This is a genomic window from Kribbella sp. NPDC048928 (genome assembly GCF_043197975.1).
Lineage (GTDB): Bacteria > Actinomycetota > Actinomycetes > Propionibacteriales > Kribbellaceae > Kribbella.
In genome coordinates, this window is the sequence record NZ_JBICUC010000002.1 from 437,726 (window position 1) to 463,484 (window position 25,759).

Genomic DNA, 25,759 nt, shown 5'->3' on the forward strand with positions numbered 1-25,759 from the left:
TGATCACCTAGATCCGAAGAGCCGGGACTCGGCGGCGTCCCAGTCGGCCGGTTTGCCCTGCGGGTCGTAGCGCCGCAGAGAATGGGTGGCCCGGACCAGGGCGCGCATCGCGTCCAGGTCCGGGAAGGGCTCGCCGAGTGCGCGAGCCTGGACAAGTACGTTGCCGAGCGCGGACGCCTCGACCGGCCCGGCAAGCACCGGTACGCCGCACGCGTCGGCGGTCAACTGGCAGAGCAGTTCGTTCTGCGAACCACCGCCGATCACGTGCAGTACGTCGACCTCACGCGCCGCGATCGTCTGCGCGGCGCGGAGGGTGCGGCGGTACGCCAGCGCGAGGCTCTCCAGGATGCAGCGCACCGTCGTACCGCGGGATCGGGGTGGCTCCTGGCCGGTCGCCCGGCAGTGCTCGTCGATCCGCACCGGCATGTTGCCCGGGGCAAGGAATTCGGGGGCGTCCGGATCGATCAGGACGCTGAACGGCGGCGCCGCGGCGGCTTCCCGCAGGAGCTTCGGCAGGTCGTCGTCGCCCCAGACCCGCTGGCACTCCTGCAGGATCCACAGGCCCATCACGTTCCGCAGGAAGCGGATCCGCCCGTCGACGCCGCCCTCGTTGGTGAAGTTCGCCTCCCGCGCCTCGTCGGTCAGCACCGGCGCGTCGAGCTCGAGCCCGACCAGCGACCAGGTGCCTGACGAGATGTACGCGAACCGTTCGCCGACCGCCGGCACCGCAACCACAGCCGATGCCGTGTCATGCGACCCCACCGCAATGACCGGGATCCCCGGCGCCAACCCGGTCTCGTCCGGCAGCACGTTCCCGATCACGTCCCCGGGCTCGCACAGCGCAGGGAACATCCCCCGCGCGGTCCCCAACCGAGAGATGAGCTCGTCGCTCCAGTCCCGGGTCGACACGTCATACAGCTGCGTAGTAGACGCGTTCGTCCGCTCCACACCGATCCGACCGGTCAGCCAGTACGCCAGCAGATCCGGAATCATCAGCAACGTGGCCGCGTCCGAAGGCAATTGCTCCGCGGCCAGCTGGTAAATGGTGTTGAACGGCAACTGCTGAAGGCCCGTCACGGCGTACAACTCAGCAGCCGGCACCGAGGCGAGGATGCGCTCCATCACACCGTCGGTACGGCCGTCCCGATAATGCACGGGATTGCCGAGCAACCGCCCCGACTCGTCGAGCAGCCCGTAGTCGACGGCCCACGAATCGATGCCGATGCTGTCCAGGCGTCCCGCGAGCTGGAGGCCCTCGAGGATCGACCGGTACAGGTGCAGAACGTCCCAGTGCAGCGTGCCGTTGACGCGTACCGGCCCGTTCCAGAAGCGGTTCAGCTCGCGCAGCTCGAGGACGTTCGGGCCCACCTCGGCGAGCATGACGCGCCCGCTCGAGGCCCCGAGGTCCACCGCCGCGACTCGTTTCACGGCGCGACCACCGTCAGCTCGAGCTTGAGCAGATCGGCCACCGCACGCAGGTCCGCGGCGCGATGACCGGTCCCCAGCGCCCAGTGATGCGCAACGCCGGACGCCGACCAGGCGTCCGTCCACTCGCCGGGATCGCACCCGAAGTCCACCCGCGACGTCGTGTTCCCGATCTGCAGCAGCGGCCCCGGTACGACGGTGCCCTCGGACGCGATCAGCTTGAACGATCCGTCCCGCCGCTGCCCCAGCCCACACAGGGTCACCGGCCCCTGCTGTACGTCGAACTCCACGGACACGCCCCATCCGCGCTTCCCGTGATACACCCCGAGGCCGCGCAGCAACGGCTTCCGCGCCGAGATCGCCAGATGCGCCGGCCCGTCGTGCCCCATCTCGACGACATTGTCGTTGAAGTTCAGCGCCTGCAGCTCCGTGAACGATCCGCCGGCGCCGAGTTTGTCCATCACGAGCATCGCGAGCGACGTCCGCAGCTCGTACTCCCCCGCGGCCGGCACACCCCTTGCCGTCAGCAACGATGCGCCGAGAATCATCCCGGCCGCCACCCGTTCGTGGGTCTCACCATCGAGCCCGCGATGGTAGTAGGCGAGCGAGTCGAGCGAGAAGTCCTCGACCAATCGATCCAGTGCGACCGACACCGTCGCGCCCCAGCGGAAGTCGTCGGAGTTGACCGAGTCGTCGAGCGTGAAGATCTCCCGTGCGACCTTCATCCGGTCGGTCGTCTCGGCGTCCGTGACCTGCTCGACGCGGACCCGGAGGTCGTCGATCTCGAGGATCTCGACGTGCCCACCGAGCTGGGCAGAGACCAGCGTCGGGTCGGTGATCACGTCCATCATCCCCGGGTACAGATGCCCGAGCAGGCCGTGCCGCCCGTGCCGGAGCGCGGCGCGGACACCGGCCGCCCGGATCCACCGGTCGATCCGCGTCCAGGCGCGCTCGTCCTCGAGATACCCCGAGACCGACCGGAAGTCGATCCCGCAGCGCTCGAACGCGTTCGCCATCTCGGGCAGCGGGCACGCCCCGCAGTACGCCAGCCAGGCGCCGGTGTCGAACGACGCGTGATCCATCGCCTCGGTCGGCTGCAGGTTCAGCAACAACACCGGCGCCCCTGAGCGCTGAGCGATCGGCACCAGCATCGACGCCGTCATGTACGTCGTGAGGAACCCGACGATCAGGTCGCAGTCGGCGGCCCGCAACTTCTCCGCGGCCGTGGCGCCCTCCTGCGCGTCCGAGATGAACCCGACGTCCACCACCTCGCAGTCGAGTGCCGCGAACCGCTCGGAGACCCGGCGCGCGGACGCCTGCAGTTGCGGCAGGAGATCCGGGAACTGCGGCCAGTACGCACCCAGTCCGCCGGCCACCAAACCGATCCGCGTCTTCCGCGGCTCGACCCAGGGCAGCGCGCCGTGCCCGTCGACCGAACGGTCCGGTTCAGTGCTCCACATGATAGAAACCCCTTAACGCAGGAAGGCGGCAGCCACGCCGGCGTCGACGGGCACGTGCAGACCGGTCGTGTGCGTCAGGTCTCCACCGGCCAGTGCGAAGACCGCGGCCGCGACGTTCTCCGGCAGTACTTCGCGCTTGAGCAGGGTCCGCTGCGCGTAGTACGCACCGAGCTCCTCCTCCGGTACGCCGTACACCGCGGCCCGCTTCGCGCCCCAGCCGCCGGCGAAGATGCCCGAACCGCGGACGACGCCGTCCGGATTCACGCCGTTGACCCGGATGCCGTGCTCACCGAGCTCGGCCGCGAGCAGCCGGACCTGATGCGCCTGGTCGGCCTTCGCGGCACCGTACGCGACGTTGTTCGGGCCGGCGAACACCGAGTTCTTGCTGGAGATGTAGACGATGTCGCCGCCCATCTCCTGGTCGACGAGGATCCGGGCCGCCGCCCGGGAGACCAGGAACGAGCCCTTCGCCATCACGTCGTGCTGCAGGTCCCAGTCGCGTTCGGTTGTCTCGAGCAACGACTTCGAGATCGACAGGCCGGCGTTGTTGACGATCAGGTCGACGCCTCCGTAGGCAAGCACCGCCTCTCGCAGCGCAGCCTCGACCGCTTCGGCGGACGACACGTCAGCTGCTACCGCGACCGCCACGTCGGACGAGCCGATCTCCTTCGCCGCCGCCTCGGCCGCGGCCTGGTCGAGGTCCGCGACCACGACGCAGGCGCCCTCGGCCGCGAGCCGATGCGCGATCGCCTTGCCGATGCCGGACCCGCCACCGGTCACGAACGCCACCCTGGTCGCGAGCGGCTTCGGCTTCGGCATCCGCTGCAGCTTCGCCTCCTCAAGCGCCCAGTACTCGATCCGGAACTTCTCCCGCTCGTCGATCGGCGCGTACGTCGAGACCGCCTCGGCGCCGCGCATCACGTTGATAGCGTTCACATAGAACTCGCCGGCCACCCGAGCGGTCTGCTTGTCCTTCCCGAACGAGAACATCCCCACACCGGGCACCAGCACGATCGCCGGATCCGCCCCCCGCATCGCCGGGCTGTCAGCGTCGGCATACGCCTGGTAGTACGCCTCGTAGTCCGCGCGGTACTGGGTGTGCAGCTCCTTCAGGCGCGCAACGGATTCATCCACCGACGCGGAGGGTGGGAGGTCCAGAACGAGCGGCCGAACCTTCGTACGAAGGAAGTGGTCGGGGCAGGACGTGCCCAGCTGCGCGAGCGGATGCAGCTTCTCCCGCGAGAGGAACTCGAGCACCGCGTCCGAGTCGTTGAAATGGCCGACCTGCGGCTTGTCCGTTGACGCGAGTCCACGGATCACCGGAGCGAGCGCAGCGGCGCGCGCCCGACGCTCGTCGACGGGCAGCGCCTCAAAGCCGTCCACCACTCCGCCGAAGGGCTCCGCAACACCACGCTCGTCGAGGAAGCGTTCCGCCGTACGGATGATCTCCAGCGAGTTGGCCTCGCACTCCTCCGAGGTCGCGCCCCACGCGGTGATGCCGTGGCCGCCGAGGATGCAGCCGATCGCCTGCGGGTTCTCGCGCTTGACGGCCGCGATGTCCAGCCCGAGCTGGAACCCGGGCCGCCGCCACGGCACCCACACCACGCGGTCGCCGAAGCACTCCGCGGTGAGCTTCTCGCCGTCCGCCGCGGTCGCCAGCGCGATCCCCGAGTCCGGATGCAGATGGTCGACATGAGGGGCGTCGACCAGCCCGTGCATCGCGGTGTCGATGGACGGCACAGCGCCGCCCTTGCCGTGCAGGCAGTAGTCGAACGCGGCGACCATCTCGTCCTCGCGGTCGACGCCCGGGTAGACGTCCACGAGCGCGTTCAGCCGGTCGAGCCGCAGCGCGGCGAGTCCCTTGGCCGTCAGCGTCCCGAGGTCGCCGCCGGAGCCCTTGACCCACACGAGGTCCACGGGCTGCTGCGTGACCGGGTCGGTCGCTGTGCCCTTCGCCGACGTGTTGCCGCCGGCGTAGTTGGTGTTGCGTGGATCGGCACCCAGTCGGTTGCTACGCGCAACGAGCTCGGCTGCAGTGTCGTTCACTTATGCTCCCCATCCTGCTTGCTCGCCGCCTACGCGGTCCTTGGTGATCTGCTCGAAGTAGCCGCTGCGCTTGTACGCCGCGACCGGGTCGGGGTCCAGGCCCTGCGACTCGCGCAGTTCCGCGAGCAGCGGCCGGACGTCGGTGTTGTAGGCGTCCATCAGCGCGGCGTTCGCACCCAGGACGTCGCCTTCCTGCTGGGCCTTCCGGAGTACGTCGCGATCGACGAGCAGCGCCTTCGCGGTCGCCTCCTGGACGTTCTGCACCGAGCGGATGATCGCGGGGATCTTCTCCTCGATGTTGTGGCACTGGTCGAGCATGAACGCGATCCCGCGGTCCGGGTCGAGCGCGTCGCCGCGGACGATCTCGTTCATGATCCGGAACAGCTGGAACGGGTCCGCGGCCCCGACCATCAGGTCGTCGTCGGCGTAGAACCGGCTGTTGAAGTCGAACGCGCCGAGCTTCTTCGCGCGCAGCAGGAACGCCACGATGAACTCGATGTTCGTCCCCGGCGCGTGGTGCCCGGTGTCGATACAGACCGTTGCCTTCGGCCCCAGTTCGAGGCAGTGTGCGTACGACGTACCCCAGTCCGGCACGTCCGTGGTGTAGAAGGCCGGCTCGAACAACTTGTACTCGAGCAGCATCCGCTGGTCGTCACCGAGCCGGTCGTACACCTCCTTCAGAGCGGTGGCGAGCCGGTCCTGGCGGTCCTGGATGTCATCCTGGCCCGGGTAGTTGGTGCCGTCGGAGAACCACAGCTTCAGGTCCCGCGACCCGGTCTGGTCCATGATGTCGACGCACTCGAGCAGGTGGTCGGTCGCCTTCCGGCGGATCGCCGGATCCGGGTTGGTGACGCTGCCGAGCTTGTAGTCGTCGTCCTGGAAGACGTTGCTGTTGATCGCCCCGAGCCGGACGCCTTGTTCCTTCGCGTACGCCGACAGCGCCGCATAGTCGTCGACCTTGTCCCACGGGATGTGCAGCGCGACGCTCGGCGCGACGCCGGTGTACTTGTGGACGACCGCGGCGTCAGCGATCTTCTCCTCCGGCGACCGCGGCACGCCAGGTTGGGTGAAGACCTTGAACCGGGTCCCCGAGTTGCCGAACGCCCACGAGGGCAGCTCGATCTCCTGGCGGCTCAGCGCGGCCTTCGCGGCTTCGGTCGTCATGGTTCAGTCCCTTTCAGGAGTCAGGTGGAAGATCTCGGGCAGCAGCCGGAACGCCTCGTCCGGCGGCCGCCCATCGATACCGGAAAAGAATTCGGTCATCTGGGCCTGCCAGCGGGTGTTGACCTCGGTCGCCGCCATCGCCTGCTGCGCCGCCTCCAGGTCATCGGACTCGACGTACCCGACGAGCAGGCCGTCGTCGCGGAGGAACAACGAGTAGTTGTGCCAGCCGGACTCGCGCAGTGCGGCCTGCATGTCGGGCCAGACGTTGCGGTGCCGGTCGACGTACTCGTCCAGGCGGTCCGCCCGGACCTTGAGGCAGAAGCAGTAGCGGTTCACGAAGCAGTCCTCAGAAGTTGAACTTGTCGATGTTGGCGGCGGTGAACTCGGTCGGTGGGCCGAGGACGATCTCGCCGTCCGCGCCGACCGTGTAGTCGCCGAGCTTCCCGGCCTTGAACTTGTCGCCCTGGGCGCCGGTGATCTGCCCCGAGCTCAGCGCAGCACCGGCGTACGCCGCCAGGTACCCGATGTCGGCCGGGTTCCAGAGCGCGAACTTCTTCACCGTGCCGTCCTTGACGTACTGCCGCATCTGGTTCGGCAGGCCGAGCCCGGTGATCGCGACCTTGCCCTTGTAGCTCGACGCGCTCACGTACCGGGAGGCAGCCGCGATCCCGACCGTGGTCGGCGACACGATCACCTTCAGGTTCGGGTACGACTGCAGCAGACCCTGCGCCTCGGTGAACGACTTCTGGTCGTCGTCGTTGCCGTAGGCAATCTTGACGAGCTTGAGCTTGGCGTTCTCCGGCTTGGCCAGCTCGGTCTTCATCACCTGGATCCAGGAGTTCTGGTTGGTGGCGTTCGGGGTCGCGGACAGGATCGCGATCTCGCCGGCACCGCCGGCCAGTTCGCTGGCCATCTTCACCAGGCTCTCGCCGATGCCCTGGGTGGTGGCCTGGTTGATGAATGCGTCCCGGCAGGTCTTGGACGCGTCGGAGTCGAACGTGACCACCTTGATCCCGGCCTTGCGCGCCTGGTTCAGCGACGGGCAGACCGCGTTCGGGTCGTTGGCGGCGACCACGATCACGTTCTGCTGCTGCTGGATCAGCGTGTTGATGTAGCTGACCTGCGACGAGGCGCTGGCGTCGTTCGGTCCGACGAGTTTGTACTCGCCCTTGAGCTCGCCGACCGCGACCTTGCCGCCGCCGACCTCGACGTCGGTGTAGGGGTTGTTGAGCTGCTTGGGCAGGTAGGCGATCTTCAGGCCTTCCTTCAGCGGCGCGTTCGGATCCGCCTTGCCCGCGGTCGTCGCCGGGGCCGCCGTGTTCTGGCTCTCCGTACTCGACTTCGTCGTCCCACCGCACGCGGTCAGGGCGAGGGCAACAACGGCCAGCACTGCCAGGTTCTTGCGTTGACGCATGGTTCGTCCCTTCAGGTACGGCGGAGTCGGTTGGCAAGGTTCGGGCCGAGGACCGAGGCGATCAGCAGGGCGCCGGTCACCACGTTGAGGGCCTCATTGGACACATCGGACAGGCGGAGCGCGTTCTGCAGGGAGCCGATCAGGACCACGCCCGCGACAACACCGGGGAGCGCGCCCTTGCCTCCGAAGATCGAGACGCCGCCAAGCAGTACGGCCGCGACCACAGCGAGCTCCAGTCCGGCACCGTTGTCGGCGCGGGCGCTGGAGTACCGCAGGGTCCAGAGCACGCCGGCGAGACCGGAGATCAGCCCGCTCGCGACGTACAGCCAGAACTTCAACCGGCCCGGCCGGACGCCGGCGAACCGCGCCGCCTGCTCGCTCGCGCCGACCGCGAACACGGCGCGCCCGATCGGTGTCGCGTGCAGGATCACGCCGAAGACGATCGCGAGAACGACGATCACGAGCAGTACGTTCGGGATCGGGGTACTGCCCATCGTGCCGGTGACCCAGGCGGTGTACGACGGCGGGAAGTCGGCGACGGCGCCGTCTCCGAGGACCACGAAGGCGAGGCCGCGGTAGAAGGCGAGCGTACCGATCGTGACGGCGAGCGAGGGCAGGCCGAGGACGGTGACGAAGAAGCCGTTGACCGCGCCGAGGATCGCGCCGAGCAGCAGGCAGTACGGGATGATCGACTCGATCGGCTGGTTCGCGTTCCAGAGATAGCCCATCACCGCGCTCGACAGGCCGAGCGTGCTCGCCACCGAGAGGTCGATCTCGCCGGTCACGATCACCATCGTCATCGGGAGCGCGATGATCGCGATCGGCAGCACGTCGAGGACCAGGAAGCCGAAGTTCTGCGACGTACCGAAATTGTCGATCGTCGCGGCCGCAACGATCAGCACGACGACGGTGATGACGATGATCGCGACGTTCCAGTTCGCGAACCGGGCGCCACGGTTGGCAGTGAGCTCAGCCGACATGGGAGCCCCGCTTCTTCAGGCTCGCAGCGACCCGGGCGGCGACCAGGCGGTCGGCGCCGATCGAGAGCAGGATGAGCGCACCGACGATCGCCTGCTGCCAGAACTGGTTGATCTCCAGCACGGCCAAGGCGCTCCCGATCGTGGTGAGCAGGAGCGCTCCGAGTGCAGCGCCCCAGACCGTTCCGCTGCCGCCGAAGACCGCGACACCGCCGACCACAACGGCCGCGACCACGTTCAGCTCGTACCCGGTGCCGGCGGCGGCATCGATCGTGCCGAAGCGTGCTGCGAACAGCACTCCGGCCAGACCAGCCAGTCCGCCGCTGACGACGAACGCTCCGACCGTACGACGGCCGACCGGAATCCCGGCCAGTCGTGCGGCCTGCGGGCTGGAGCCCATCGCGTACAGCTCCCGGCCGACCCGGTAGTTGCGCAGGACAACAGCCGGGACGATCAGGACCACGGCTGCCAGCAGCACGAGCACCGGAACTCCTGCGACGGCAGCGTTTCCGAAATCCAGGAAGCCCTTCGGCAGTTCGTCGGCGTTGATCTGGCTGCCACCGGCCCAGAAGTACGTGATGCCGCGTACGACGTACAGGGTGCCGAGTGTGACGACGAGCGCCGGGACGTTGCCGTACCGCACGAGAACGCCGTTGACCGCACCCGCGACCGCTCCGACGGCCGCACCGGCAAGGAGTGCGAGGCCCACCGGGACGCCGTGATTGCCCTGCAGCAGCGACCCGACAGCGAAGGCGCTCAGGCCGAGCACCGATCCGACCGAGAGGTCGATGTTGCGGGTGATCACCACCACGGCCTGGCCGACCGCCAGTACGGCCAGGATCGCGGTGTTGAGCAGGATGTCCCGGATGCTCTGCCCGGAGAGGAAGCGCGGGTTGGAGATGGTCGTGACCGCGACCAGGACCACCAGGGCGAGCACGATGCCGAGTTCACGGGCGCGCAGCACGACGTCGAGCGAGGACCGCCGCGGCGCGGAGAGGGCGACAGATTCCGTCATCCGCTGACCTCCTGGCCGGTCGCGGCGAACATGACGGACTCCTCGGTCACCTCGGAGCGACTCAGCTCGGCGACCAGCCGGCCCTCGCGCATCACGAGCACCCGGTCGGCCATGCCCAGCACCTCGGGCAGCTCGGACGAGACCATCAGTACGGCGACACCGTCGGCCGCCAGGCTGGACATCAGCCGGTGGACCTCGGCCTTGGTGCCAACGTCGATGCCCCGCGTCGGCTCGTCGACGATCAGCACCTTCGGCTCGGTTGCCAGCCACTTGGCCAGCACCACCTTCTGCTGGTTTCCGCCCGACAGCGTTCCGGCCTGGTCGGACAGTCGTCCGTACTTCGTCTTGAGGCGCTCGGTCCACTCCTTCGCGGAGCGGCGTTCCTTGCTGCCGGTCAGGAAACCGAGCTGGGACAGCGAACGCGATCTGGGCAGCGTCACGTTCCGCTCGATCGACAGCTCCATCAGCAGGCCCTGCTGGCGACGGTCCTCCGGTACGAGCGCGACGCCGGCGGCCATCGCCTGCTTCGGGACTCCGGCCTTGAGCGGCTTGCCGGCGACCTCGACCGTGCCGGAGTCGCGCGGGTCGACGCCGAAGATCGACTGCACGACCTCGGACCTGCCGGACCCGACCAGACCGGCGAGCGCGACGATCTCTCCCGCGCGGACGTCGAACGAGACGCCGGCGTACACCGGATCGCGGGTGAGGTCGCGGACGCTGAGCGCGATCTCGCCGGCCCGGACGTCCTGCTTGGGGAAGAGCGCGCCGAGGTCCCGGCCGACCATCTTGCGGACCATCTCGTCGACGGTGATCTCGCTCAGCAGGTGGGTGGACACGTGCCGCCCGTCGCGCATGATCGTGACCCGTTCGCAGAGCACGGTGATCTCCTCGAACCGGTGCGAGATGAACATCAGCGCCGCGCCGTCGTCGCGCAGTGATCGGGCGACCGCGAACAGTCGCTCGACCTCGACGCCGGTGAGCGCCGCGGTCGGCTCGTCCATCACCACCACGCGGGCGTCGGCGGAGAGGGCCTTGGCGATCTCGACCAGCTGCTGGTCGGCGATCGAGAGGCCGCGGGCCGGACGGTTCGGGTCGATCGACACGCCGAGGCGGGCGAACAGCTGACCGGCCTGGCGGACCATCGCGGCCCGGTCGATGGTTTTGAAACGACCCAGCGGCTGCCGGCCCATCGCGATGTTCTCCGCCACCGACAGGTCGGGGAACAGCGTCGGCTCCTGATAGATGACCGCGATCCCCGCGGCCTTTGCGTCGGCCGGGCTGTGCAGCTCCAGCGGGGTGCCGTCGAGCTCGATGGTGCCGGCGTCCGGGCGGTGCACTCCGGCCAGCATCTTCACGATCGTGGACTTCCCGGCGCCGTTCTCGCCGACGAGCGCGTGCGCCTCACCGCCGGACAGCTCGAAGGAGACCTCCCGGACGGCGGCGACCGCACCGAACGATTTCGACACCGCGCGGACGCGCAACGCCGTGGAGCTGCCGGTCATGGTCACCTCCACCTCGGGGCGAAGAAATGATGAAAGGTTTCAAGAGGATTGCACGAACGTACGGGCGAGCCCCTGGGAACGTCAAGAGCCTGCCCACCTTTCGCGGCCGAAACTGGACCTGTCTCCCGGGGATTCGGCGGAAACCGGGTATTCTGCGTCAGCTAACACGTTTCAAGTACGCAGGGAGGTCTCGTGTCCGTCGACGATGCGGAGGCCCTGCCTGAGCGCACCCGGCCGCGCCGCGCCCCGAAGCCGCACGCCGCCGGCGTCAAGGCGGTGGCCGCGGCCGCCGGCGTCTCGCTGGGGACCGTCTCGAACGTGCTGAACCGTCCCGAGGTGGTCAGTCCGTTGACCCGGGCGAAGGTCGAGGCGGCGATGGCCTCGCTCGGCTTCGTACGGAACGAGTCCGCGCGGCAGTTGCGGGCCGGATCGAGTCGGATCCTCGCGTACCTGATGCTCGACGCCGGCAACCCGTTCTTCACCGACGTCGCTAAGGGCGTCGAGGAGGCCGCCCAGGAGGCGGGGCTCTCGGTGTTCCTCTGCACCAGCAGCGAGGACGCCGACCGCGAGGCGGCGTACCTGGATCTGCTCGAGCAACAGCGCGTACAGGGCATCCTGATCACGCCGATCGACCAGCACTCGTCCCGCCTGCTCAAACTGCCCTCGCGCGGTACGCCGGTGGTGGTCGTGGACCGGACCCTCGACGACGCGGAGCACTGCTCGGTCGCGGTGAACGACGTACTTGGCGGGGAGCTCGCGATCTCGCACCTGCTCGAGCTGGGTCATGAGCGGATCGCGTACGTCGGCGGGCCGAACACGATCGGTCAGGTCATCGACCGCCGCGACGGCGCACGCCGCGCACTGCGGACCGCCGGGAAGCCCGCCGCGGACCTGATCGAGTTGACCACCGGTGCACTGACCGTCGCCGAGGGTAGGGGCGCAGGGCAACGACTCGCGGGGCTGCCGGCGGACCGGCGCCCGACCGCCGCCTTCTGCGCGAACGACCTGCTGGCGTTGGGATTGCTGCAGCAGTGCGTGAGTCTTGGGCTGCGCGTCCCGGAAGACCTCGCCATCGTTGGGTACGACGACATCGAGTTCGCCGAGGCCGCCGCCGTACCGCTGACGTCCGTACGGCAACCGCGGCAGCTGCTCGGCCGCACCGCCGCCGAACTGCTGCTCGACGAGTCCTCGAACCCGGACCACGAGCACCAGCGCGTCACCTTCACCCCGGAACTGGTGGTCCGGACGTCGACGCGCGGGACGCTCTAGCTTTCTGGCTTGACCTGGAGCGCGCTCCAGCCATTTTGATCTGGCGCATGACGAATCTTGCACTGGGTGCGATGGAGTACGGAACCCGGATCGACGAGCAGACCTCGTTCCGGTTGCTGGACGAGTACGTGGACGCCGGCGGGGAGTGGATCGACACTGCGAACTGCTACGCGTTCTGGCAGGACCCGAGCGGGCACGGTGGGCAGAGCGAGGAACTGCTCGGGCGGTGGCTCGCGCAGCGTCCCGGCGTACGGGAACGCATCAAGCTGGCAACCAAGGTCGGCTGCGAGCCGCTGTGGCCCGGCAGCTTCCCCGAACACTCCGAGGGGCTGAGCGCGAAAGCGATCGACGCCGCGCTCGAGACCTCGCTCCGGCGCCTCGGCATCGACCACATCGACCTGTACTGGGCGCACCGCGACGACCTGTCCACACCACTCGAGGAGACCGCCGCCGCGTTCGGCAAGCACGCCCAGAACGGCTCCATCGGCCGCATCGGCCTGTCGAACTACGCACTGTGGCGGGTGGAGCGGATGAGCGGCATCGCTGCCTCGCTGGGTGTGATGGGCCCGACCGCGCTGCAGTTGCGGTACTCGTACCTGCAGCCGCGGCCGCTCGTACGCGACCACATCCACGACCACCGCTTCGGCTGGATCACGGACGAGGTCCTGGACTACGCCCAGAGCAACCCCGAGCAGCAGCTGTTCGCGTACAACTCGCTGATGTCCGGCGGCTACGAGAACCGCGCCGACCGCCCCATCGACCCCGCCTTCGACCACCCCGGCACCAGCCGCCGCCTGGAGGTCCTCACCACCATCGCCGCAGACCTGGGCGTCACCCGCTCAGAGGTAGTCCTCGCCTGGCTGGCCAGCGGCGCCCCCGCCATCACCCCCATCGTCGGCATCAGCACCCCCGCCTACCTCACCACCGCCCTCAACGGCACCCGCCTAACCCTCACCCCCACCCAACACAAACAACTCAACGAGGTCTGGTAAAGACCGGAACCCGATCGCCTCTTCACGTAGCGTGACGAGGGGCGTAAGGTTCCGGATTCGACGGGTGATCACGGTGATGCGGGCCTGTGGGGGGTCTGCCGGGACGAAGCCCGTGGGGGATGGATCATGGCAGAGGAAAGCTGGCATCAGGCACGCCTGATACCGACCTCGGGGATCAACGGAGCTGACGAACAGGAGCGTCGGGCGACGTCTGCGCTACTCGCAGTGATGTCGTCAGTGCGCGAGTTCGGCCGGGTCCTGACGCAGCCGCTAGGCGCACCAGCCGGACAGCTGCAGACGTACATCGAGGTGCCGTTCTACCTTGGCGAGCGGCGCCTTTATCCGGACGGCCTGCTGCGCGCACGCCGCGGGCAGAAGGAATGGACGGCGCTCGTCGAGGTAAAGACAGGCGTCAACGCGCTGGAAGCAGAACAGCTCGAGGCTTACCTCGACATCGCACGGGAGCAGGGCTTCGACGCGGTCGTGACCATATCGAACGAGATCCCTGCCGTCGCAGGGTTACATCCCACCAAGGTCGACAAACGCAAACTGAAGCGGGTTGCGTTGCACCACTGGTCCTGGTCGATGGTGCTGGCCGAAGCCGTGTTGCAGAAGGAGCACCGAGGCGTCGCCGATCCCGACCAGGCATGGATCCTCGGCGAACTGATCCGCTATCTCGAGCACCCGCGCTCGGGAGCACTCCAGTTCGACGACATGGGCCCATCCTGGGTGACGACCCGGGAGGCCGTCGCCTCCGGCACACTCCGGCCGGGTGACAAGTGCGCTCCCGAAGTCGCCGGTCGATTCGACGCATTGCTCAGGTACGTCAGCCTGCAGCTCGGCCGGAAGCTCGGCGACGACGTCACTCCGGCGCTCTCGCGGAAGGAACTCGCCGATCCTGAGGTGCGGTCGCAGTCGCTGATTCAGTCGATGAGCACGACGGGGACGCTGCAGGGATCGATCAACATCCCGAACGCAGTCGGTCCGATGGTCGTCACCGCCGACCTTCGGGCGGGCCTTGTGACTTGCCATGTCGACATCGCGGCGCCCCGGGACGGCCGTGCAACGACTCGCGTCAACTGGCTGCTACGCCAACTGCGGCACGCACCGGATTCGACGAGGATCGAGGCGTTTGTGATGCACGGCCGTGGGGCCGGTACTGCGGAACTCCTGCGCGCTGTCCGTGAGGAGCCGACGCTTCTGATCGAGGACCCGAAGAAGGAGTTGCGTTCGTTCCGGATCGCTCTCGGATCGCCGCTGGGTAGCAAGCGCGGCCGCGGCCGCGGATCGTTCATCGACTCGGTGGAAGGCGCGATCGACGCCTTCTACGGCGACATCGTCCAGGACCTGCGGACCTGGACAGCAGCCCCACCACGGCTGCGCGACGCCCCGGAGCAGCCGGACGAACGCCCAGCTCTGACCTCGACTGCGCTCTCGTCGCAGGACGGCGCCGACGCGGAGGAGACACCGAAGCGGCCTGATCACGAGACCGAGCCGTCGCCGACGCCGATCGATAGCGACGAACCTCCGGACGCCGAACACGTCGAGCCGAAAACACCGCTTTTGGCCGCGAACCTGCCTGGGGAACCGGAGCCGTCCATCTGAGAATCATGTCGATCAGCGCTCCCGTTGGACCCGGGGTCGGTGAGATGGTTTGGGGGTGGACAAGGACGGGTTCTGGGGTCTGGTCGAGGATGCGCGTGCCTCGGTGGATGACACGGTGGCTGATCCGGACGGCGTTGCGGATGCGCTGACCAAGGTGCTTGGAGCGGCTCGGACCGAGGAGATCGTGGGGTTCGGGTCGGTGCTCGCACGGTTGCAGGTCGAGTCGTACCGGTGGGACCTGTGGGCTGCTGCGTACCTGATCAACTCCGGCGCCTCGGAGGACGGGTTCGACTCGTTCCGGGGCTGGCTGATCGCCCAGGGGCGGGAGGTCTGGGACGCCGCGATGGCGGACCCGGACTCACTTGCCGACGTGGTCGACGAGGACCGGCCGGAGGGGTTCGAAGGCTTCGATGGCGAGGGGATGCTGCACGTCGGCAGCCACGCGTACAAGAACGTGACCGGCGACGACGCCGCGTACTGGAAAGCCGTCGACGCCGAAGCCCCCGACACCCCCGACCTACCGGCCGGCAAAGAACTCGACTTCGATGACGAGGACGAACTGGAGTCGCGACTCCCTCGTCTCGCGGCGCTCTACATCGACGCCTGAGTTTATTGCCTTTGGCGGTGACTGGCCGCCCTCCTCGCAACGGCGACGACAGCACCTCTTGGGTCTGGCGATTTTGCCTACTTCGAACATTTGTTCTAATATCGGCGCATGACGTTGACGGCAGCTGGACCCGGTCCTGGCGCACCCGCGCTGCCCGGTCCCGGTGCGCCGTCTGCCCTGGACGATGCGTTCTTGGGTCGGCCCGATGATTCCTATGACCTTCCCGGCGTCTATGACGCCGATGGCGCGTTGGGTCCTGATGGTCTGTTCGATCCGGACCCGTTCGATCCGTATGACGAGTTGCCGTCGATGTCGCGGGTCGATGCGTTGGAGTGGGAGTTGTGGGCAGGTGTTGAGCAGGACGAGGCCGAACGTGAGATGCTGCGCCGCAGGGCGCCGGCGTGGGTGTTCCTGCCGCCGGGCGGGGAACTGGCCGCGGAGCTGGAATTGCTGCGTCCGCCGTGCGAGTCACCGGTCGCGTTGATCGAGGCGATGAAGGCCGCAGCGCGGATGGAAGCCTGGGCGGCCGCGATCAAGGCCGCCGCGATGGCCTCGTTCTACCGGCAACGCAAAACCCAAGCAGCCGAGATACCGCGCCCGACCCGGCTCGACTCCTCCGGCCGCCCGGTCGACCCCGAACGGTCCTGGACCGCCGAGATCGGCGCCGCGCTGCACCTGTCCGAGCCCACCGCCGGCCGGCACGTCGACACCGCCCTGCACCTGACCGGCACCCTGACCGCCACCCACACCGCTTTGCGTTGTGGTGCGCTGACCTGGTCCAAAGCGCTGTCCATCTCCGAAGCCACCCGCGACCTGCCCCGCGACGCCGCCCAGGCCGTCGAATCCCACGTCCTGCGCCGCGCCCCCGGCCAGACCCACCGCAACCTGCAAGCCTCCCTGCGCCGCCAGGTCGCCAAACACGCCGCCAAAACCGAGGCCGACGACCACCAGGCCGCCACCGGCGAACGCACCTGCAAAATCGTGCCCCTCCCCAACGGCATGGCCGGCCTGTGGATCGTCCACACCGCCGACAAAATCCAGCAAGCCTGGATCGCCATCCAAGCCATCACCGACCTCACCAAACGCGAAACCCCCAACACCCCACCCACCCAACCCGCCACACCCACCGCAAAGCCCGCTCAACCTGCCGCATCCGCCGCATCCGCCGCATCCGCTCAGCCTGCTGCACCTGCTGAGTCCGCTGAATCGGCTGAGTCGGCTGAGTCGGCAGTCACCAACGCCGGACGCTCACCGCGACAGACCAGCGACGAAGACGGCACGGACACCGGCACCGGCAAGGACACCGGCACGGACGCCGGCAAGGGCAAGGGCAGGCGGACTGCGCCGCAACGCCGCGCCGACGTCGTCGTCGACCTGTTCCAGCACATCCTGCACAACGGACTCGACTGGCTCGACCGCCGACTCCCCGACCAACACCGCAGACGCCCCCACATCGAAGTCCTCATCCCCATCACCACACTCACCGGGATAGACGACGACCCCTGCGAACTCACCGGCTACGGCCCCATCCCCGCCACCATGGCCCGCCGCATCGCCACCGACGGCACCTGGCGCCGACTCCTCACCGACCCCACCAACGGCACCATCCTCGAAGCCTCCACCACCCGCCACGACCCCGGCACACTCGTCACCGAAACCCTCCTCGCCCGCCACCCCACCTGCGCCTGGCCCGGCTGCAACCGCACCTCCCGAGAATGCGACCGCGACCACACCACCCCGTTCACCCAAACCAAACAAACAACCCTCACCGGCCTCGTCCCCTACTGCGAATACCACCACGTCATCAAAGACACCCCCGCCTGGGGATGGAAGACCACTGCCCACCCCGACGGCTCCGTCACTCTCACCACCCCCACCGGCCACCGCTACACCACCGTCCCACCCGCCCGCGGCCCCATCAAGCCCGAGCCCATCAGGCCTCCGAACGACCCACCTCCGTTCTGACCGAGCTGCGCCCCCAGATGTCGCCCACCAGATGTCGCCCAACCGCGGTGCGCATCACCTCCGCCCAACGACGCGACCGACAACCCTCGCCATACGCAACCCAACCCTCGCCACAATGCGCTGAGCGGCTGCCGCCGGCGCCCTGCCCGACCGGCTCGACGTGGTCGCGGTGAGCGTCGCCGCGGCCTATCCCGCCTGAGCCGAGCCGGCTGCGGGCGAGTTCGCCATGCGGGACAACCCGGCCGCCACACCAGTCCACCGGTCAGCGCAGATCAGTCGCTGCGCCGATTCAGCGAGCGGGCCCAACCGACGTCGCGCCAGCCGACCGCGGGGGCGATCAGTCATTGCGCCGGTTCAGCGAGCGGGCCCAACCAGTCGCTGGGCCGATTCAGCAAGCGGGCCAACCATTCACTGTGTCAGCTCGCTCTGACGGGTCAAGCCAGGTGCTGGGCCGGTCTGACCAGCCGGGCAACCCGGTCGCGGCACCAGCACCCAGAACGAAGCACCAGAACGCAGCACACCGAACGCAGCACACAGAACGGTCATCAGCCCTCCTTCCGGGTGCGCGGGGTCGAGGCCTGACACCGAACGCCTCACACCGGTCGCATGGTTGGTTCACCCTGGTGGTGCGAATCGGTGCGCTTTGGCGGGTGGTGCAGGGGTGTCAGGCCGGTTCGCCGCTGAGGCGTTCTATGGCGTTGCGGAGGCGGCGGCGCCAGTTGGGTTGGCCGGCGTCTTCGTCGGCGGCGGCGAGGGTGACCAGGTGCTGGGCGGTCTCGAAGCCCTCGTCGATCAGGGTGGTCTGCGGATCCTGCTGGATCTCGCGGGTCGTCCACCCGAAGCCGTCCGGTACGAGCAGCTCGGGTACGAGGGTCTCGTGGCTGAGCGACGTCAGCTCCTTGTCCCCGTTGCCGATGCTGAAGATGGTGGTACCGCGGCGCCGTACGTCGCTGATCCGCTCCAGCAAAGTGTCAGCGGGGTTCTCCTCGGCAACCACCAGCAACGACTCACCACGACCTGCGTCGCGTAGACGATCCAGGCCGATCGCCAAGTGCGGTGGAGCGTCATCAGGAGGCGCCCAGCGAACCAGCGACGGCCGCATGTCGTTGATACCGGCGCGGTGCAGCTCGTCGTCCAGGTGCGCGGTCAGGTGCCACGGCTCGTCGTCCACCGGTCCGAACAGCATCAGCCCGCTACGTCTCGTCGTGAACCGCCGCAGCGCGTACCCGAACTCCGTGGTCCGGCTACCCAGCTCGGTACCACTCAGCATCTCCCGAAGAAGCGAGGCCCTGGTGAGATCCACATGCCTAACCTGGCACATCCACCGGGCCAGAGCGAGGGCATACTCCTCGTACGACGAGGTGAGAGGACGCTCCCAGTGACGTCACCGACCTACCGGGAGACCTACCCCGCCGCTCCCGCCAGCAGGCTTGTCGAGTTGGAGAACCGCCTCGGCGCCAGACTTCCTGAGCCCTACCGCGCATACCTGGCCGGTCAGGACGGCGACGTAATTCCCAGCGGCTGGATCCCTGTGGGCACAGACGCCGGCGGGGGTCTGTTCATGCTGGCCGTGGCCGCTGAGGATCCAGGTTCCGTTTGGTACCAGAGCAGCGAGCTCGAAGAGGACGACGCAGGAGTGAGCTACCCAGTGGTCCGCGAACGGCTCGCTGGCTCCTGGACCGAATTCCTGTCGTCGATCGAGGTTCTAGACGATTAGACGGTCCGCTTTCGACTGGAGGTAGTGGCGTTCGGGCACGCTTGTCGTGCGGCGGGCTGCCAGGAGGTAGCTCTCTCGCGCTGCGGCGAGGTCGCCGGACATCTCGAGTAGGTGCGCGCGCACCGCCTCCAGCCGGTGGTTCATGCGGTCGTCCGACTCCAGTGGCTCGAGTACGGCGAGGCCCTCCCGCGGGCCGACCGCCATGCCGACCGCCACTGCGTGGTTGAGCTTCACCATCGGGTTGTCGACGAGCTGCTCGAGTACGTCGTACAGCGCGACGATCTGCCGCCAGTCGGTGGCGTCCGCATGCTCCGCGGTGTCGTGCACCGCAGCGATCGCCGCCTGTACCTGGTACGGCCCCAACTGCGCCCGCGACAGCGCATCGCTCACGAGCGCCTCACCCTCGACGATGGCCGCGCGGTCCCATCTGGAGCGGTCCTGCTCCGCCAGCGGGATCAGCGTCCCCTCCGCACCAGTCCGTGCCGGGCGCCGTGCGTCAGTCAGGAGCATGAGCGCCAGCAGCCCCGCCACCTCGCCGTCGTCCGGCAGCAGCTTCCGTACGCCGCGTACCAGCCGGATCGCCTCCGTGGTCAGCTCCGCACTGTGCAGCGACGCACCGGACGACGCGGTGTAGCCCTCGTTGAAGATCAGATAGAGGACATGCAGTACGGCACCCATCCGCTCGTCCCGCTCCGCCTCGGGCGGCATCTCGAAGGAGCTACCCGCCTGCTTGATGCTCCGCTTCGCCCGGCTGATCCGCTGCGCCATGGTTGCCTCCGGCACCAGGAACGCGGCCGCGATCTGGGCCGTGGTCAGACCGCCGACCGCACGCAGCGTCAGCGCGATCTGCGACGCAGGTGAGACCGCCGGATGGCAGCACAGGAAGAGCAAGGTGAGCGTGTCGTCCCGGCCGCCCGGGTCGTCGATCTCCGGGCCGGAGGCAACGAACTCCTCCGGAGCTGCAAGGTGCGCGGCGTTCTCCTCGCGCCGCCGGCGCGCCGACTCGCTCCGCAGCAGGTCGGTGAGCCGCCGCGACCCGACCCGGATCAGCCACCCTCGGGGATTGTCCGGTACGCCCTCGGTCGGCCACTGCTGCGCGGCGGCGAGCAGAGCCTCCTGCACGGCCTCCTCTGCCAGGTCGAAGTGGCCGTAGTGCCGGACGAGCGCACTCAGCACCTGCGGCGTCTGCTCGCGCAGCAGGAGCTCGAAGTCGCTCACATCTCCAGCCCGGACATGTCCATCACCGGTCGCACCTCCACAGCAACGTACTCCGCGTCAGGCAGCCGGGCGGCGTACCCGATCGCCTGATCGATGTCATCACACTCGACCAGGTAGAACCCGGCCAGATGCTCCTTGGCCTCCGCGTACGGCCCGTCCGTCGTGGTTGCCGTGTCGTCGACCACCCGCACGGTACGCGTGGTGATCGGGTCCGCCAGCCCGGCCGCACTGACCAGCAGCCCCTGGTCGGTGAGCTCCCGCGACATCGACTCGTGCGCCTGCACCAGCCCGTCGCGCTGCTCGGCCGACAGGCCCTCCCAGCTCTCGGCGTTGCTGTAGATCAGCAGCATGTACTTCACAGGCACCATCCTGTCCCCGGTGGAGGCCGCTCTGACCTCCAGTCAACAGGTACGTCGAAGCAAGCACGCCGTACTTCGACAGTTCCGGTATGTCGAAGTACAGCAGGTCGCGCCGACGTCTCCGCCGAGTGACGCTCAACCGGGGCGTCGGTGCGTACTGGAGAAGGCTGATGGTGTCGGATTCGAAGCGCTGGCCGGCGCTGGCGTTGCTGTGCCTGACCGGTTTCATGATCATCCTGGACGCGTCGATCGTGCTGGTCGCCATCCCGTCGATCGAGCGGGAACTGACGTTCTCGACGGGCGGCGTGCAGTGGGTGCCGAGTGGGTACGCCCTGATGTTCGGCGGCCTCCTCCTGCTCGGTGGGCGGATCTCCGACCTGCTGGGGCGGAGGCGTGTGTTCATGACCGGACTGGTGTTGTTCGCCGGCTCCTCGCTGCTGTGCGGGTTCGCATGGAGTGGGGACGCGCTGGTGCTGGCCCGTGGACTCCAGGGCGCTGCAGCCGCCGTACTGGCACCGAGTGCCTTGTCGATCGTGATGACCACGTTCCCGTCGGGCCCTGACCGCAACAAGGCTCTGGGGATCTGGGGCGCGACCAGTGGTGTGGGCGGTACGGCCGGCTCGCTCATCGGAGGTCCTGTCACGGACGGGCTCGGCTGGCAGTGGATCTTCTTCATCAACGTACCCGTGTGCGTACTGGTCGTCGTACTGGCACCCCTACTGCTTATGGACAGCCGTGGACCCGGACGGCGCGGCTTTGACGTTGCTGGTGCGGTGACGGTCACGGCCGCGCTCATCGTGCTGGTGTACGCAGTCATCGAGGCACCTGAGTCGTCTGCGCCGCGCACTGTTCTCTTGGTGGTGTTGTCGGCGCTCCTGTTCGCGCTGTTCGTTGCTGTCGAGAAGCGGTCGGCCTCGCCGCTCGTACCGCTCAGGATCTTCCACTCGCGCACACTTGTCGGCGGGAACCTCATCACGATCAGCTGGGGGCTGGCGGCGTTCGGGCTCAACTTCGTGTACACGCAGTACGCCCAGCTCGCACTAGGTGCGTCAGCAGTTCGCTACGGCCTCATGTCCGCCGTACTCGCCGCAACTGCAGTAGGGGGCTCCATGGTCGGCCAACACCTCGTGACGCGCGTCGGCCCACGCGCAGTGGCTTTCTGGTCGCTCCTGGTCGCAGGAGTCGGTACGACGTTCATGGCCCGTCTTACAGTCACCTCTGGGTACTTCGAGTTGGCGTTCTGGGGCCTGACGATCTTCGGCGCCGGGCTCGGTGCCGGTACGGTCGCCGGCTCGATCGCGTCGCTCAGCGACGTGGCGGGTGACGACGCTGGCGTCGCCTCCGGACTGCAGAACGCCAGCTTCCAGATCGGCGGCGCAGTCGGAGTCGCCGTGGTGTCGGCAGTGGCCACGGCGAGTACGTCCGGCAGCACACCGGTCGCACTGAGCCACGGCTACCGGATCGCGTTCGCGACCGTGTGGGTGTTCATCGCGATCGGCTTCGCCGGATGCCTGCTGGTCAAACACCTGTTGGAGGTTCACAGCGCGAACGGTGGGCACAGGACGTCCGTGGCCGCCAATTCCGCCAGGCGGCCCCCGCACAAGGAGGCGCAATGCTCATCCTCGGACTGATCCTGTTGATCCTCGGGTTCGTCCTCAACATCTCGATCTTGTGGACGATCGGCATCATCCTGCTGCTCGTCGGCGCGGTGTTCTGGATTCTCGGAGCGACCGGCCGCGCGATCGGCGGACGACGGCACTGGTACTGATCAGGAGACCGACAGAACCCCGCGGACGGTCCGCGGGGTTCTGTCGGTACGGCTGGTTACGGTGATCGCATGAAGTACGTCGTGATGATCTTCCGGAACACCGACCGGGTGTGGACCGCCGAGGACGAGGCGGCGCTGCGGCGGCTGATCCGGCTCGAGCAGGAGCTGGCCGAGTCCGGCGAGCTGATCAGCTCCGAAGGGCTGCTGCCTCCGGAGCAGGGCCGGATCGTGCAGCTCCGGGACGGGCAGCAGGTGGTGACCGACGGTCCGTTCGGTGAGTCGAAGGAACAGCTCGCCGGGTTCTACCTGATCGACGCCGCCGACGACGACCAGGCCCAGGTGATCGCCGGCCGGGTCTCGGCCGCGGTCGACGATCGCGTGGAGTTGCGCGGCACAGTCATCTAAGGACGCCAGACGCTAAGGACGCCAGACGAACTGCGGTGACCGCTTCTGTGTGAAGGCATCGATCCCTTCCGCGAGTTCACCCGACGCGATCGTCTCGCGATACCGCCGTACCGCCGCCGCATCCGCGTCCTGGCCCGCGAGCAAGGCGTTCACGGACTCCTTGGCCGAGCGGATCGTCAGCTGCGACCGCGACACCAGCGTCTGCGCGAACGCCTCGGCCGCCGCCATCGGGTCGTCGGCCACCCGATCGACCAGCCCCTTGAGCTCGGCCTCGCCCGCGGTCAGCAGTTCCCCGCTGAAGAGCAGGTACTTCGTGGTCGCCGGGCCGACCAGATCGAGCAGCACCTTGATCGCGTCCGGCGGGTAGACGACGCCGATCCGCGCCGGCGTCACGCCGAAGCTCGCATCCGTGGCGGCGAACCGGAAGTCGCAGTTCACCGCGATCTCCAGACCGCCGCCGATGCAGTGCCCGCGGACGACCGCGACGGTCGGCTTCGGGAACTCCCGCAGCGCCGCCTGCGCCCGGAGGTTGAACGCCCGCAGCTCCGCCATCGGATCGTCCGGGTCGTCGCCGGAGATCAACTCCCGGATGTCGGCACCGGCGGAGAAGGTCGGCCCCGCACCGGTGACCAGCAGGACCTGCACCTCGTCGTCCGCCGCCAACTCGGCGAGCAGGCCAGGAAGCGCCTGCCACATCGCCCGCGTCAACGCGTTCCGCTTCGCGGCCCGATCGATCACGAGCCGCGCCACCACACCACTCTCGATCCGAAATCCCACCCACGCAGTCAACCGCAGCTACAGCCGAGCCGCAGCGCCGTGGATCACACGACCGTTAAGCGCTTGGCGTGGGACTTCGCGCGCGCCATCCGGAACAGGTACGCCGGTGTCGGCGGCACCCAGCCGAGCTGCTTCGCCTGGCCGAGATCGTCCCGGTTCGCCCAGTGGTCGATGACCTTGCCGTCCGTGATCCGGAACCAGTGCGACTGAGTGGCCGCGAAGACCCTGCCGGTGGGCGGGAACACCGTGTCCACCGTTCCGTCGGCGGCATAGGTCACGAACGGCGCGACATGCCGCCCCTTCATCGTGGAGTTCACCGCCACAAAGTTGCCGTCGGCAATTACATGGTCGATGTCGTAGGACAGTCCCTCGAACGCGGCCCGCAGAGACGGCTTCCAGGAGACCACGATCAGTGCGGTCGCACGTCGGGCCGGCGTCTCCGCCGAGAGCATCTACAAGGGGTTCGGCACCAAGGCCGCGCTCGCGAAGGCTGTCTTCGATTTCGTGATCGCGGGCGACGACGAGCCGGTCCCGGTCGCCGAGCGTCCCGAGGCGCAGGCGATCCGCGACGAGCCCGACGTACGGCGGAAGATCCAGTTGTACGTCGACGGGCTGCTCGTCCGGCAGACCCGATCCGCGCGGGTCCAGCTCCTGATCCGCGACGGCCGGCACAGCGACGCGACGCTCCGCGCGACCTGGCAGGCCCTGCTCGACGAGCGACTGACCGGCATGACGATGCTCGGCCGCCACCTCCTCGACAGCGGCGGCCTGCGCGCGGGCATCACGCTCACCGAGGTCGCCGACGTCCTGTGGACGTACATCTCGATCGAGCTCTACGAACTGCTCGTCCTGCACCGCGGCTGGTCGCCCGAGCGGTACCGCGACCACTTGGCGATCGCCATCACGACGGCCATCTGCCCACCAAGCGTTTGATGTCGGAACGGTAACTTCCGGATAGCGGTCGGATCACGGTGAGCGGGCGCCTGGGCATGTTCGTAATGCGTTAAGAGTCGAGGCCGATTCGAACCGGCGCGGCGATGTGTGCTTGACTCCTCCGGTCGATAACGTTTTGGTCTCGGCAGATTGGGTTGGGCAAGTGGCTGAAGGACGGCACAGACAGGCGCGGCACCGGCAAGCGCGCCCGAAGGTGATCAAGCCCGGTATCGCGAAGGTGGCGATCCCCGGCGCCGCGGTGGCGATGGTGGCCACCGGTTCGGCCGCAGCACTGCCCACGCACCACGTTCAGCTCGACCAGCCGATCGCCAGCTCGTCCCTGCAGCTGTCGCGCGACACCACGATCAGCCGGGACGCCCTGCGTCCGCCGATCAACCCGACCACCGCGACCCCGAGCGCCACGCCGAAGCCGAAGGCGACCCCGACGGCCAAGCACCTGAAGAAGCAGGCGCCGATCCCGAAGCCGACCTCGGTGAAGACCCGCGCCTCGCAGGACGTGAGCGCCGGCGCGACCCCGCCGAAGATCACCGGCACGAAGTACACGACCACCGATGTGAACCTGTGGTCCCTGCCGCTCACCGGCATCCTGCTGGACGTGCTGCCGAAGGGCACCAAGGTCTCGATCACCGGCAAGGTCGACGGGCTCTACGCCGAGGTCGTCAGCAACGGCAAGTCCCGCTGGGTCAAGGCGCAGTACCTGGCGAGCACCAAGCCGGTCGCGAGCGTCTCCGGATCGATCTCCCAGTCGGCCTGCAAGTCGGGCTCCGGCGTCGAGGACGGCCTGACGCAGGATGCGATCCGGGTGCACCGGGCGATCTGCGCGAAGTTCCCCGACATCACCTCGTACGGCGGCCTGCGGTCCGGCGACAGCGGCTCCGAGCACTCGACGGGGCACGCCCTCGACATCATGGTCAGCGGTTCCGAGGGCCAAGAGGTCGCGGACTGGCTGCACGCCAACTACAAGAAGCTCGGCGTCAGCCAGCTGATCTGGCAGCAGCACATCTGGACGGTCCAGCGCAGCAGCGAGGGCTGGCGTGCGATGGAGGACCGCGGCGGCACAACCGCGAACCACTACGACCACGTCCACGTGACGGTCTACGGCAACACGGGCACGGTCTGA

At 68.2% G+C, this 25,759-nt stretch carries 25 protein-coding genes; 11 read left to right on the forward strand and 14 right to left on the reverse strand.

The window, feature by feature from the left end; translation table 11 throughout:
* Positions 1-3: 3 nt before the first annotated feature.
* From ACGFI6_RS08980 to ACGFI6_RS09020, 9 genes are read right to left on the reverse strand one after another with little or no spacing between them, the layout of a single operon-like run.
* On the reverse strand, positions 4-1,428 hold the full coding sequence (locus ACGFI6_RS08980) for a rhamnulokinase family protein (protein ID WP_393116525.1): 1,425 nt from the start codon (positions 1,426-1,428) through the stop codon (positions 4-6).
* A complete protein-coding gene (locus ACGFI6_RS08985; RefSeq protein ID WP_393116527.1) occupies positions 1,425-2,885 on the reverse strand; it encodes an arabinose isomerase in 1,461 nt (486 codons plus the stop codon). Before ACGFI6_RS08985 ends, ACGFI6_RS08980 begins: the two co-directional genes overlap by 4 nt.
* A gap of 12 nt (positions 2,886-2,897) precedes the next feature.
* Complete coding sequence (locus ACGFI6_RS08990; protein WP_393116529.1) at positions 2,898-4,931, reverse strand: bifunctional aldolase/short-chain dehydrogenase; 2,034 nt, start codon at positions 4,929-4,931, stop codon at positions 2,898-2,900.
* A complete protein-coding gene (gene rhaI, locus ACGFI6_RS08995) occupies positions 4,932-6,095 on the reverse strand; it encodes an L-rhamnose isomerase (protein ID WP_393116531.1) in 1,164 nt (387 codons plus the stop codon).
* A 3-nt stretch (positions 6,096-6,098) separates the two neighbouring features.
* The gene (locus ACGFI6_RS09000; RefSeq protein ID WP_393116533.1) at positions 6,099-6,431 is read right to left on the reverse strand and encodes an L-rhamnose mutarotase; all 333 of its coding nucleotides are present in this window, start codon (positions 6,429-6,431) and stop codon (positions 6,099-6,101) included.
* 10 nt (positions 6,432-6,441) lie between these two features.
* Positions 6,442-7,509, reverse strand: a complete 1,068-nt coding sequence (gene rhaS / locus ACGFI6_RS09005) for a rhamnose ABC transporter substrate-binding protein (RefSeq protein ID WP_393116535.1) — start codon at positions 7,507-7,509, stop codon at positions 6,442-6,444.
* An 11-nt stretch (positions 7,510-7,520) separates the two neighbouring features.
* Positions 7,521-8,489, reverse strand: coding sequence for an ABC transporter permease (locus ACGFI6_RS09010; protein WP_393116537.1), 969 nt, complete (start codon positions 8,487-8,489; stop codon positions 7,521-7,523).
* Positions 8,479-9,501, reverse strand: a complete 1,023-nt coding sequence (locus ACGFI6_RS09015) for an ABC transporter permease (protein WP_393116539.1) — start codon at positions 9,499-9,501, stop codon at positions 8,479-8,481. Before ACGFI6_RS09015 ends, ACGFI6_RS09010 begins: the two co-directional genes overlap by 11 nt.
* Positions 9,498-11,003, reverse strand: coding sequence for a sugar ABC transporter ATP-binding protein (locus ACGFI6_RS09020; RefSeq protein ID WP_393116540.1), 1,506 nt, complete (start codon positions 11,001-11,003; stop codon positions 9,498-9,500). Before ACGFI6_RS09020 ends, ACGFI6_RS09015 begins: the two co-directional genes overlap by 4 nt.
* Positions 11,004-11,195: 192 nt before the next feature.
* Here ACGFI6_RS09020 and ACGFI6_RS09025 point away from each other — a divergent pair, with 192 nt between their 5' ends.
* The 5 genes from ACGFI6_RS09025 to ACGFI6_RS09045 all read left to right on the forward strand — a co-directional run bounded on the left by ACGFI6_RS09025 (position 11,196) and on the right by ACGFI6_RS09045 (position 17,441).
* Positions 11,196-12,272, forward strand: coding sequence for a LacI family DNA-binding transcriptional regulator (locus ACGFI6_RS09025; protein ID WP_393116542.1), 1,077 nt, complete (start codon positions 11,196-11,198; stop codon positions 12,270-12,272).
* A gap of 47 nt (positions 12,273-12,319) precedes the next feature.
* The gene (locus ACGFI6_RS09030) at positions 12,320-13,264 is read left to right on the forward strand and encodes an aldo/keto reductase (protein WP_393116544.1); all 945 of its coding nucleotides are present in this window, start codon (positions 12,320-12,322) and stop codon (positions 13,262-13,264) included.
* 126 nt (positions 13,265-13,390) lie between these two features.
* The gene (locus tag ACGFI6_RS09035; RefSeq protein WP_393116546.1) at positions 13,391-14,869 is read left to right on the forward strand and encodes a hypothetical protein; all 1,479 of its coding nucleotides are present in this window, start codon (positions 13,391-13,393) and stop codon (positions 14,867-14,869) included.
* Between the two features lie 55 nt (positions 14,870-14,924).
* On the forward strand, positions 14,925-15,476 hold the full coding sequence (locus tag ACGFI6_RS09040) for a DUF4240 domain-containing protein (RefSeq protein WP_393116547.1): 552 nt from the start codon (positions 14,925-14,927) through the stop codon (positions 15,474-15,476).
* A 108-nt stretch (positions 15,477-15,584) separates the two neighbouring features.
* On the forward strand, positions 15,585-17,441 hold the full coding sequence (locus tag ACGFI6_RS09045) for a DUF222 domain-containing protein (protein WP_393116549.1): 1,857 nt from the start codon (positions 15,585-15,587) through the stop codon (positions 17,439-17,441).
* 664 nt (positions 17,442-18,105) lie between these two features.
* Here the strand turns inward: ACGFI6_RS09045 and ACGFI6_RS09050 are convergent.
* Entirely contained in the window at positions 18,106-18,711 is a 606-nt protein-coding gene (locus ACGFI6_RS09050) for a hypothetical protein (RefSeq protein ID WP_393116551.1), read from the reverse strand.
* A 108-nt stretch (positions 18,712-18,819) separates the two neighbouring features.
* On the opposite strand from ACGFI6_RS09050, the gene ACGFI6_RS09055 reads away from it, so the two are divergent.
* Entirely contained in the window at positions 18,820-19,158 is a 339-nt protein-coding gene (locus ACGFI6_RS09055) for an SMI1/KNR4 family protein (protein ID WP_393116553.1), read from the forward strand.
* Here the strand turns inward: ACGFI6_RS09055 and ACGFI6_RS09060 are convergent.
* Both ACGFI6_RS09060 and ACGFI6_RS09065 read right to left on the reverse strand, forming a co-directional pair.
* Positions 19,147-20,376 carry an RNA polymerase sigma factor gene (locus ACGFI6_RS09060; protein WP_393116555.1) on the reverse strand — a complete coding sequence of 410 codons (1,230 nt, stop codon included), beginning with the start codon at positions 20,374-20,376 and terminating at the stop codon, positions 19,147-19,149. The genes ACGFI6_RS09055 and ACGFI6_RS09060 overlap by 12 nt on opposite strands.
* Positions 20,373-20,726: a YciI family protein gene (locus ACGFI6_RS09065; RefSeq protein ID WP_393118090.1), complete on the reverse strand. Its 354-nt coding sequence runs from the start codon at positions 20,724-20,726 to the stop codon at positions 20,373-20,375. The genes ACGFI6_RS09060 and ACGFI6_RS09065 overlap by 4 nt, the downstream gene beginning before the upstream one ends.
* 98 nt (positions 20,727-20,824) lie before the next feature.
* Here ACGFI6_RS09065 and ACGFI6_RS09070 point away from each other — a divergent pair, with 98 nt between their 5' ends.
* The 3 genes from ACGFI6_RS09070 to ACGFI6_RS09080 all read left to right on the forward strand — a co-directional run bounded on the left by ACGFI6_RS09070 (position 20,825) and on the right by ACGFI6_RS09080 (position 22,908).
* Complete coding sequence (locus tag ACGFI6_RS09070; RefSeq protein ID WP_393116557.1) at positions 20,825-22,366, forward strand: MFS transporter; 1,542 nt, start codon at positions 20,825-20,827, stop codon at positions 22,364-22,366.
* Positions 22,348-22,503 (forward strand): DUF6131 family protein, encoded by a 156-nt coding sequence (locus tag ACGFI6_RS09075; protein WP_393116559.1) that lies wholly within the window; start codon positions 22,348-22,350, stop codon positions 22,501-22,503. Before ACGFI6_RS09070 ends, ACGFI6_RS09075 begins: the two co-directional genes overlap by 19 nt.
* 69 nt (positions 22,504-22,572) lie before the next feature.
* Positions 22,573-22,908, forward strand: a complete 336-nt coding sequence (locus tag ACGFI6_RS09080) for a YciI family protein (RefSeq protein ID WP_393116561.1) — start codon at positions 22,573-22,575, stop codon at positions 22,906-22,908.
* Positions 22,909-22,920: 12 nt separating this feature from the next.
* Here the strand turns inward: ACGFI6_RS09080 and ACGFI6_RS09085 are convergent, their stop codons facing one another.
* Both ACGFI6_RS09085 and ACGFI6_RS09090 read right to left on the reverse strand, forming a co-directional pair.
* Positions 22,921-23,685 carry an enoyl-CoA hydratase/isomerase family protein gene (locus ACGFI6_RS09085; RefSeq protein ID WP_393116562.1) on the reverse strand — a complete coding sequence of 255 codons (765 nt, stop codon included), beginning with the start codon at positions 23,683-23,685 and terminating at the stop codon, positions 22,921-22,923.
* 44 nt (positions 23,686-23,729) lie between these two features.
* Positions 23,730-24,137: an ester cyclase gene (locus ACGFI6_RS09090; RefSeq protein WP_393116564.1), complete on the reverse strand. Its 408-nt coding sequence runs from the start codon at positions 24,135-24,137 to the stop codon at positions 23,730-23,732.
* On the opposite strand from ACGFI6_RS09090, the gene ACGFI6_RS09095 reads away from it, so the two are divergent.
* Positions 24,094-24,618 (forward strand): TetR/AcrR family transcriptional regulator, encoded by a 525-nt coding sequence (locus ACGFI6_RS09095; protein WP_393118092.1) that lies wholly within the window; start codon positions 24,094-24,096, stop codon positions 24,616-24,618. The genes ACGFI6_RS09090 and ACGFI6_RS09095 overlap by 44 nt on opposite strands.
* Positions 24,619-24,781: 163 nt before the next feature.
* Positions 24,782-25,759, forward strand: coding sequence for an SH3 domain-containing protein (locus ACGFI6_RS09100; RefSeq protein WP_393116565.1), 978 nt, complete (start codon positions 24,782-24,784; stop codon positions 25,757-25,759).

Excerpts from the sequence above, each read along its gene's own strand:
- ACGFI6_RS08985 (WP_393116527.1), bottom strand. The coding sequence starts at position 2,885 with ATGTGGAGCACTGAACCGGACCGTTCGGTCGACGGGCACGGCGCGCTG.
- rhaI (WP_393116531.1), bottom strand. The coding sequence starts at position 6,095 with ATGACGACCGAAGCCGCGAAGGCCGCGCTGAGCCGCCAGGAGATCGAG.
- rhaS (WP_393116535.1), bottom strand. The coding sequence starts at position 7,509 with ATGCGTCAACGCAAGAACCTGGCAGTGCTGGCCGTTGTTGCCCTCGCC.
- ACGFI6_RS09010 (WP_393116537.1), bottom strand. The coding sequence starts at position 8,489 with ATGTCGGCTGAGCTCACTGCCAACCGTGGCGCCCGGTTCGCGAACTGG.
- ACGFI6_RS09015 (WP_393116539.1), bottom strand. The coding sequence starts at position 9,501 with ATGACGGAATCTGTCGCCCTCTCCGCGCCGCGGCGGTCCTCGCTCGAC.
- ACGFI6_RS09020 (WP_393116540.1), bottom strand. The coding sequence starts at position 11,003 with ATGACCGGCAGCTCCACGGCGTTGCGCGTCCGCGCGGTGTCGAAATCG.
- ACGFI6_RS09030 (WP_393116544.1), top strand. The coding sequence starts at position 12,320 with ATGACGAATCTTGCACTGGGTGCGATGGAGTACGGAACCCGGATCGAC.
- ACGFI6_RS09035 (WP_393116546.1), top strand. The coding sequence starts at position 13,391 with ATGGCAGAGGAAAGCTGGCATCAGGCACGCCTGATACCGACCTCGGGG.
- ACGFI6_RS09045 (WP_393116549.1), top strand. The coding sequence starts at position 15,585 with ATGACGTTGACGGCAGCTGGACCCGGTCCTGGCGCACCCGCGCTGCCC.
- ACGFI6_RS09050 (WP_393116551.1), bottom strand. The coding sequence starts at position 18,711 with ATGCTGAGTGGTACCGAGCTGGGTAGCCGGACCACGGAGTTCGGGTAC.
- ACGFI6_RS09065 (WP_393118090.1), bottom strand. The coding sequence starts at position 20,726 with ATGCTGCTGATCTACAGCAACGCCGAGAGCTGGGAGGGCCTGTCGGCC.
- ACGFI6_RS09070 (WP_393116557.1), top strand. The coding sequence starts at position 20,825 with ATGTCGAAGTACAGCAGGTCGCGCCGACGTCTCCGCCGAGTGACGCTC.
- ACGFI6_RS09075 (WP_393116559.1), top strand. The coding sequence starts at position 22,348 with ATGCTCATCCTCGGACTGATCCTGTTGATCCTCGGGTTCGTCCTCAAC.
- ACGFI6_RS09080 (WP_393116561.1), top strand. The coding sequence starts at position 22,573 with ATGAAGTACGTCGTGATGATCTTCCGGAACACCGACCGGGTGTGGACC.
- ACGFI6_RS09090 (WP_393116564.1), bottom strand. The coding sequence starts at position 24,137 with ATGCTCTCGGCGGAGACGCCGGCCCGACGTGCGACCGCACTGATCGTG.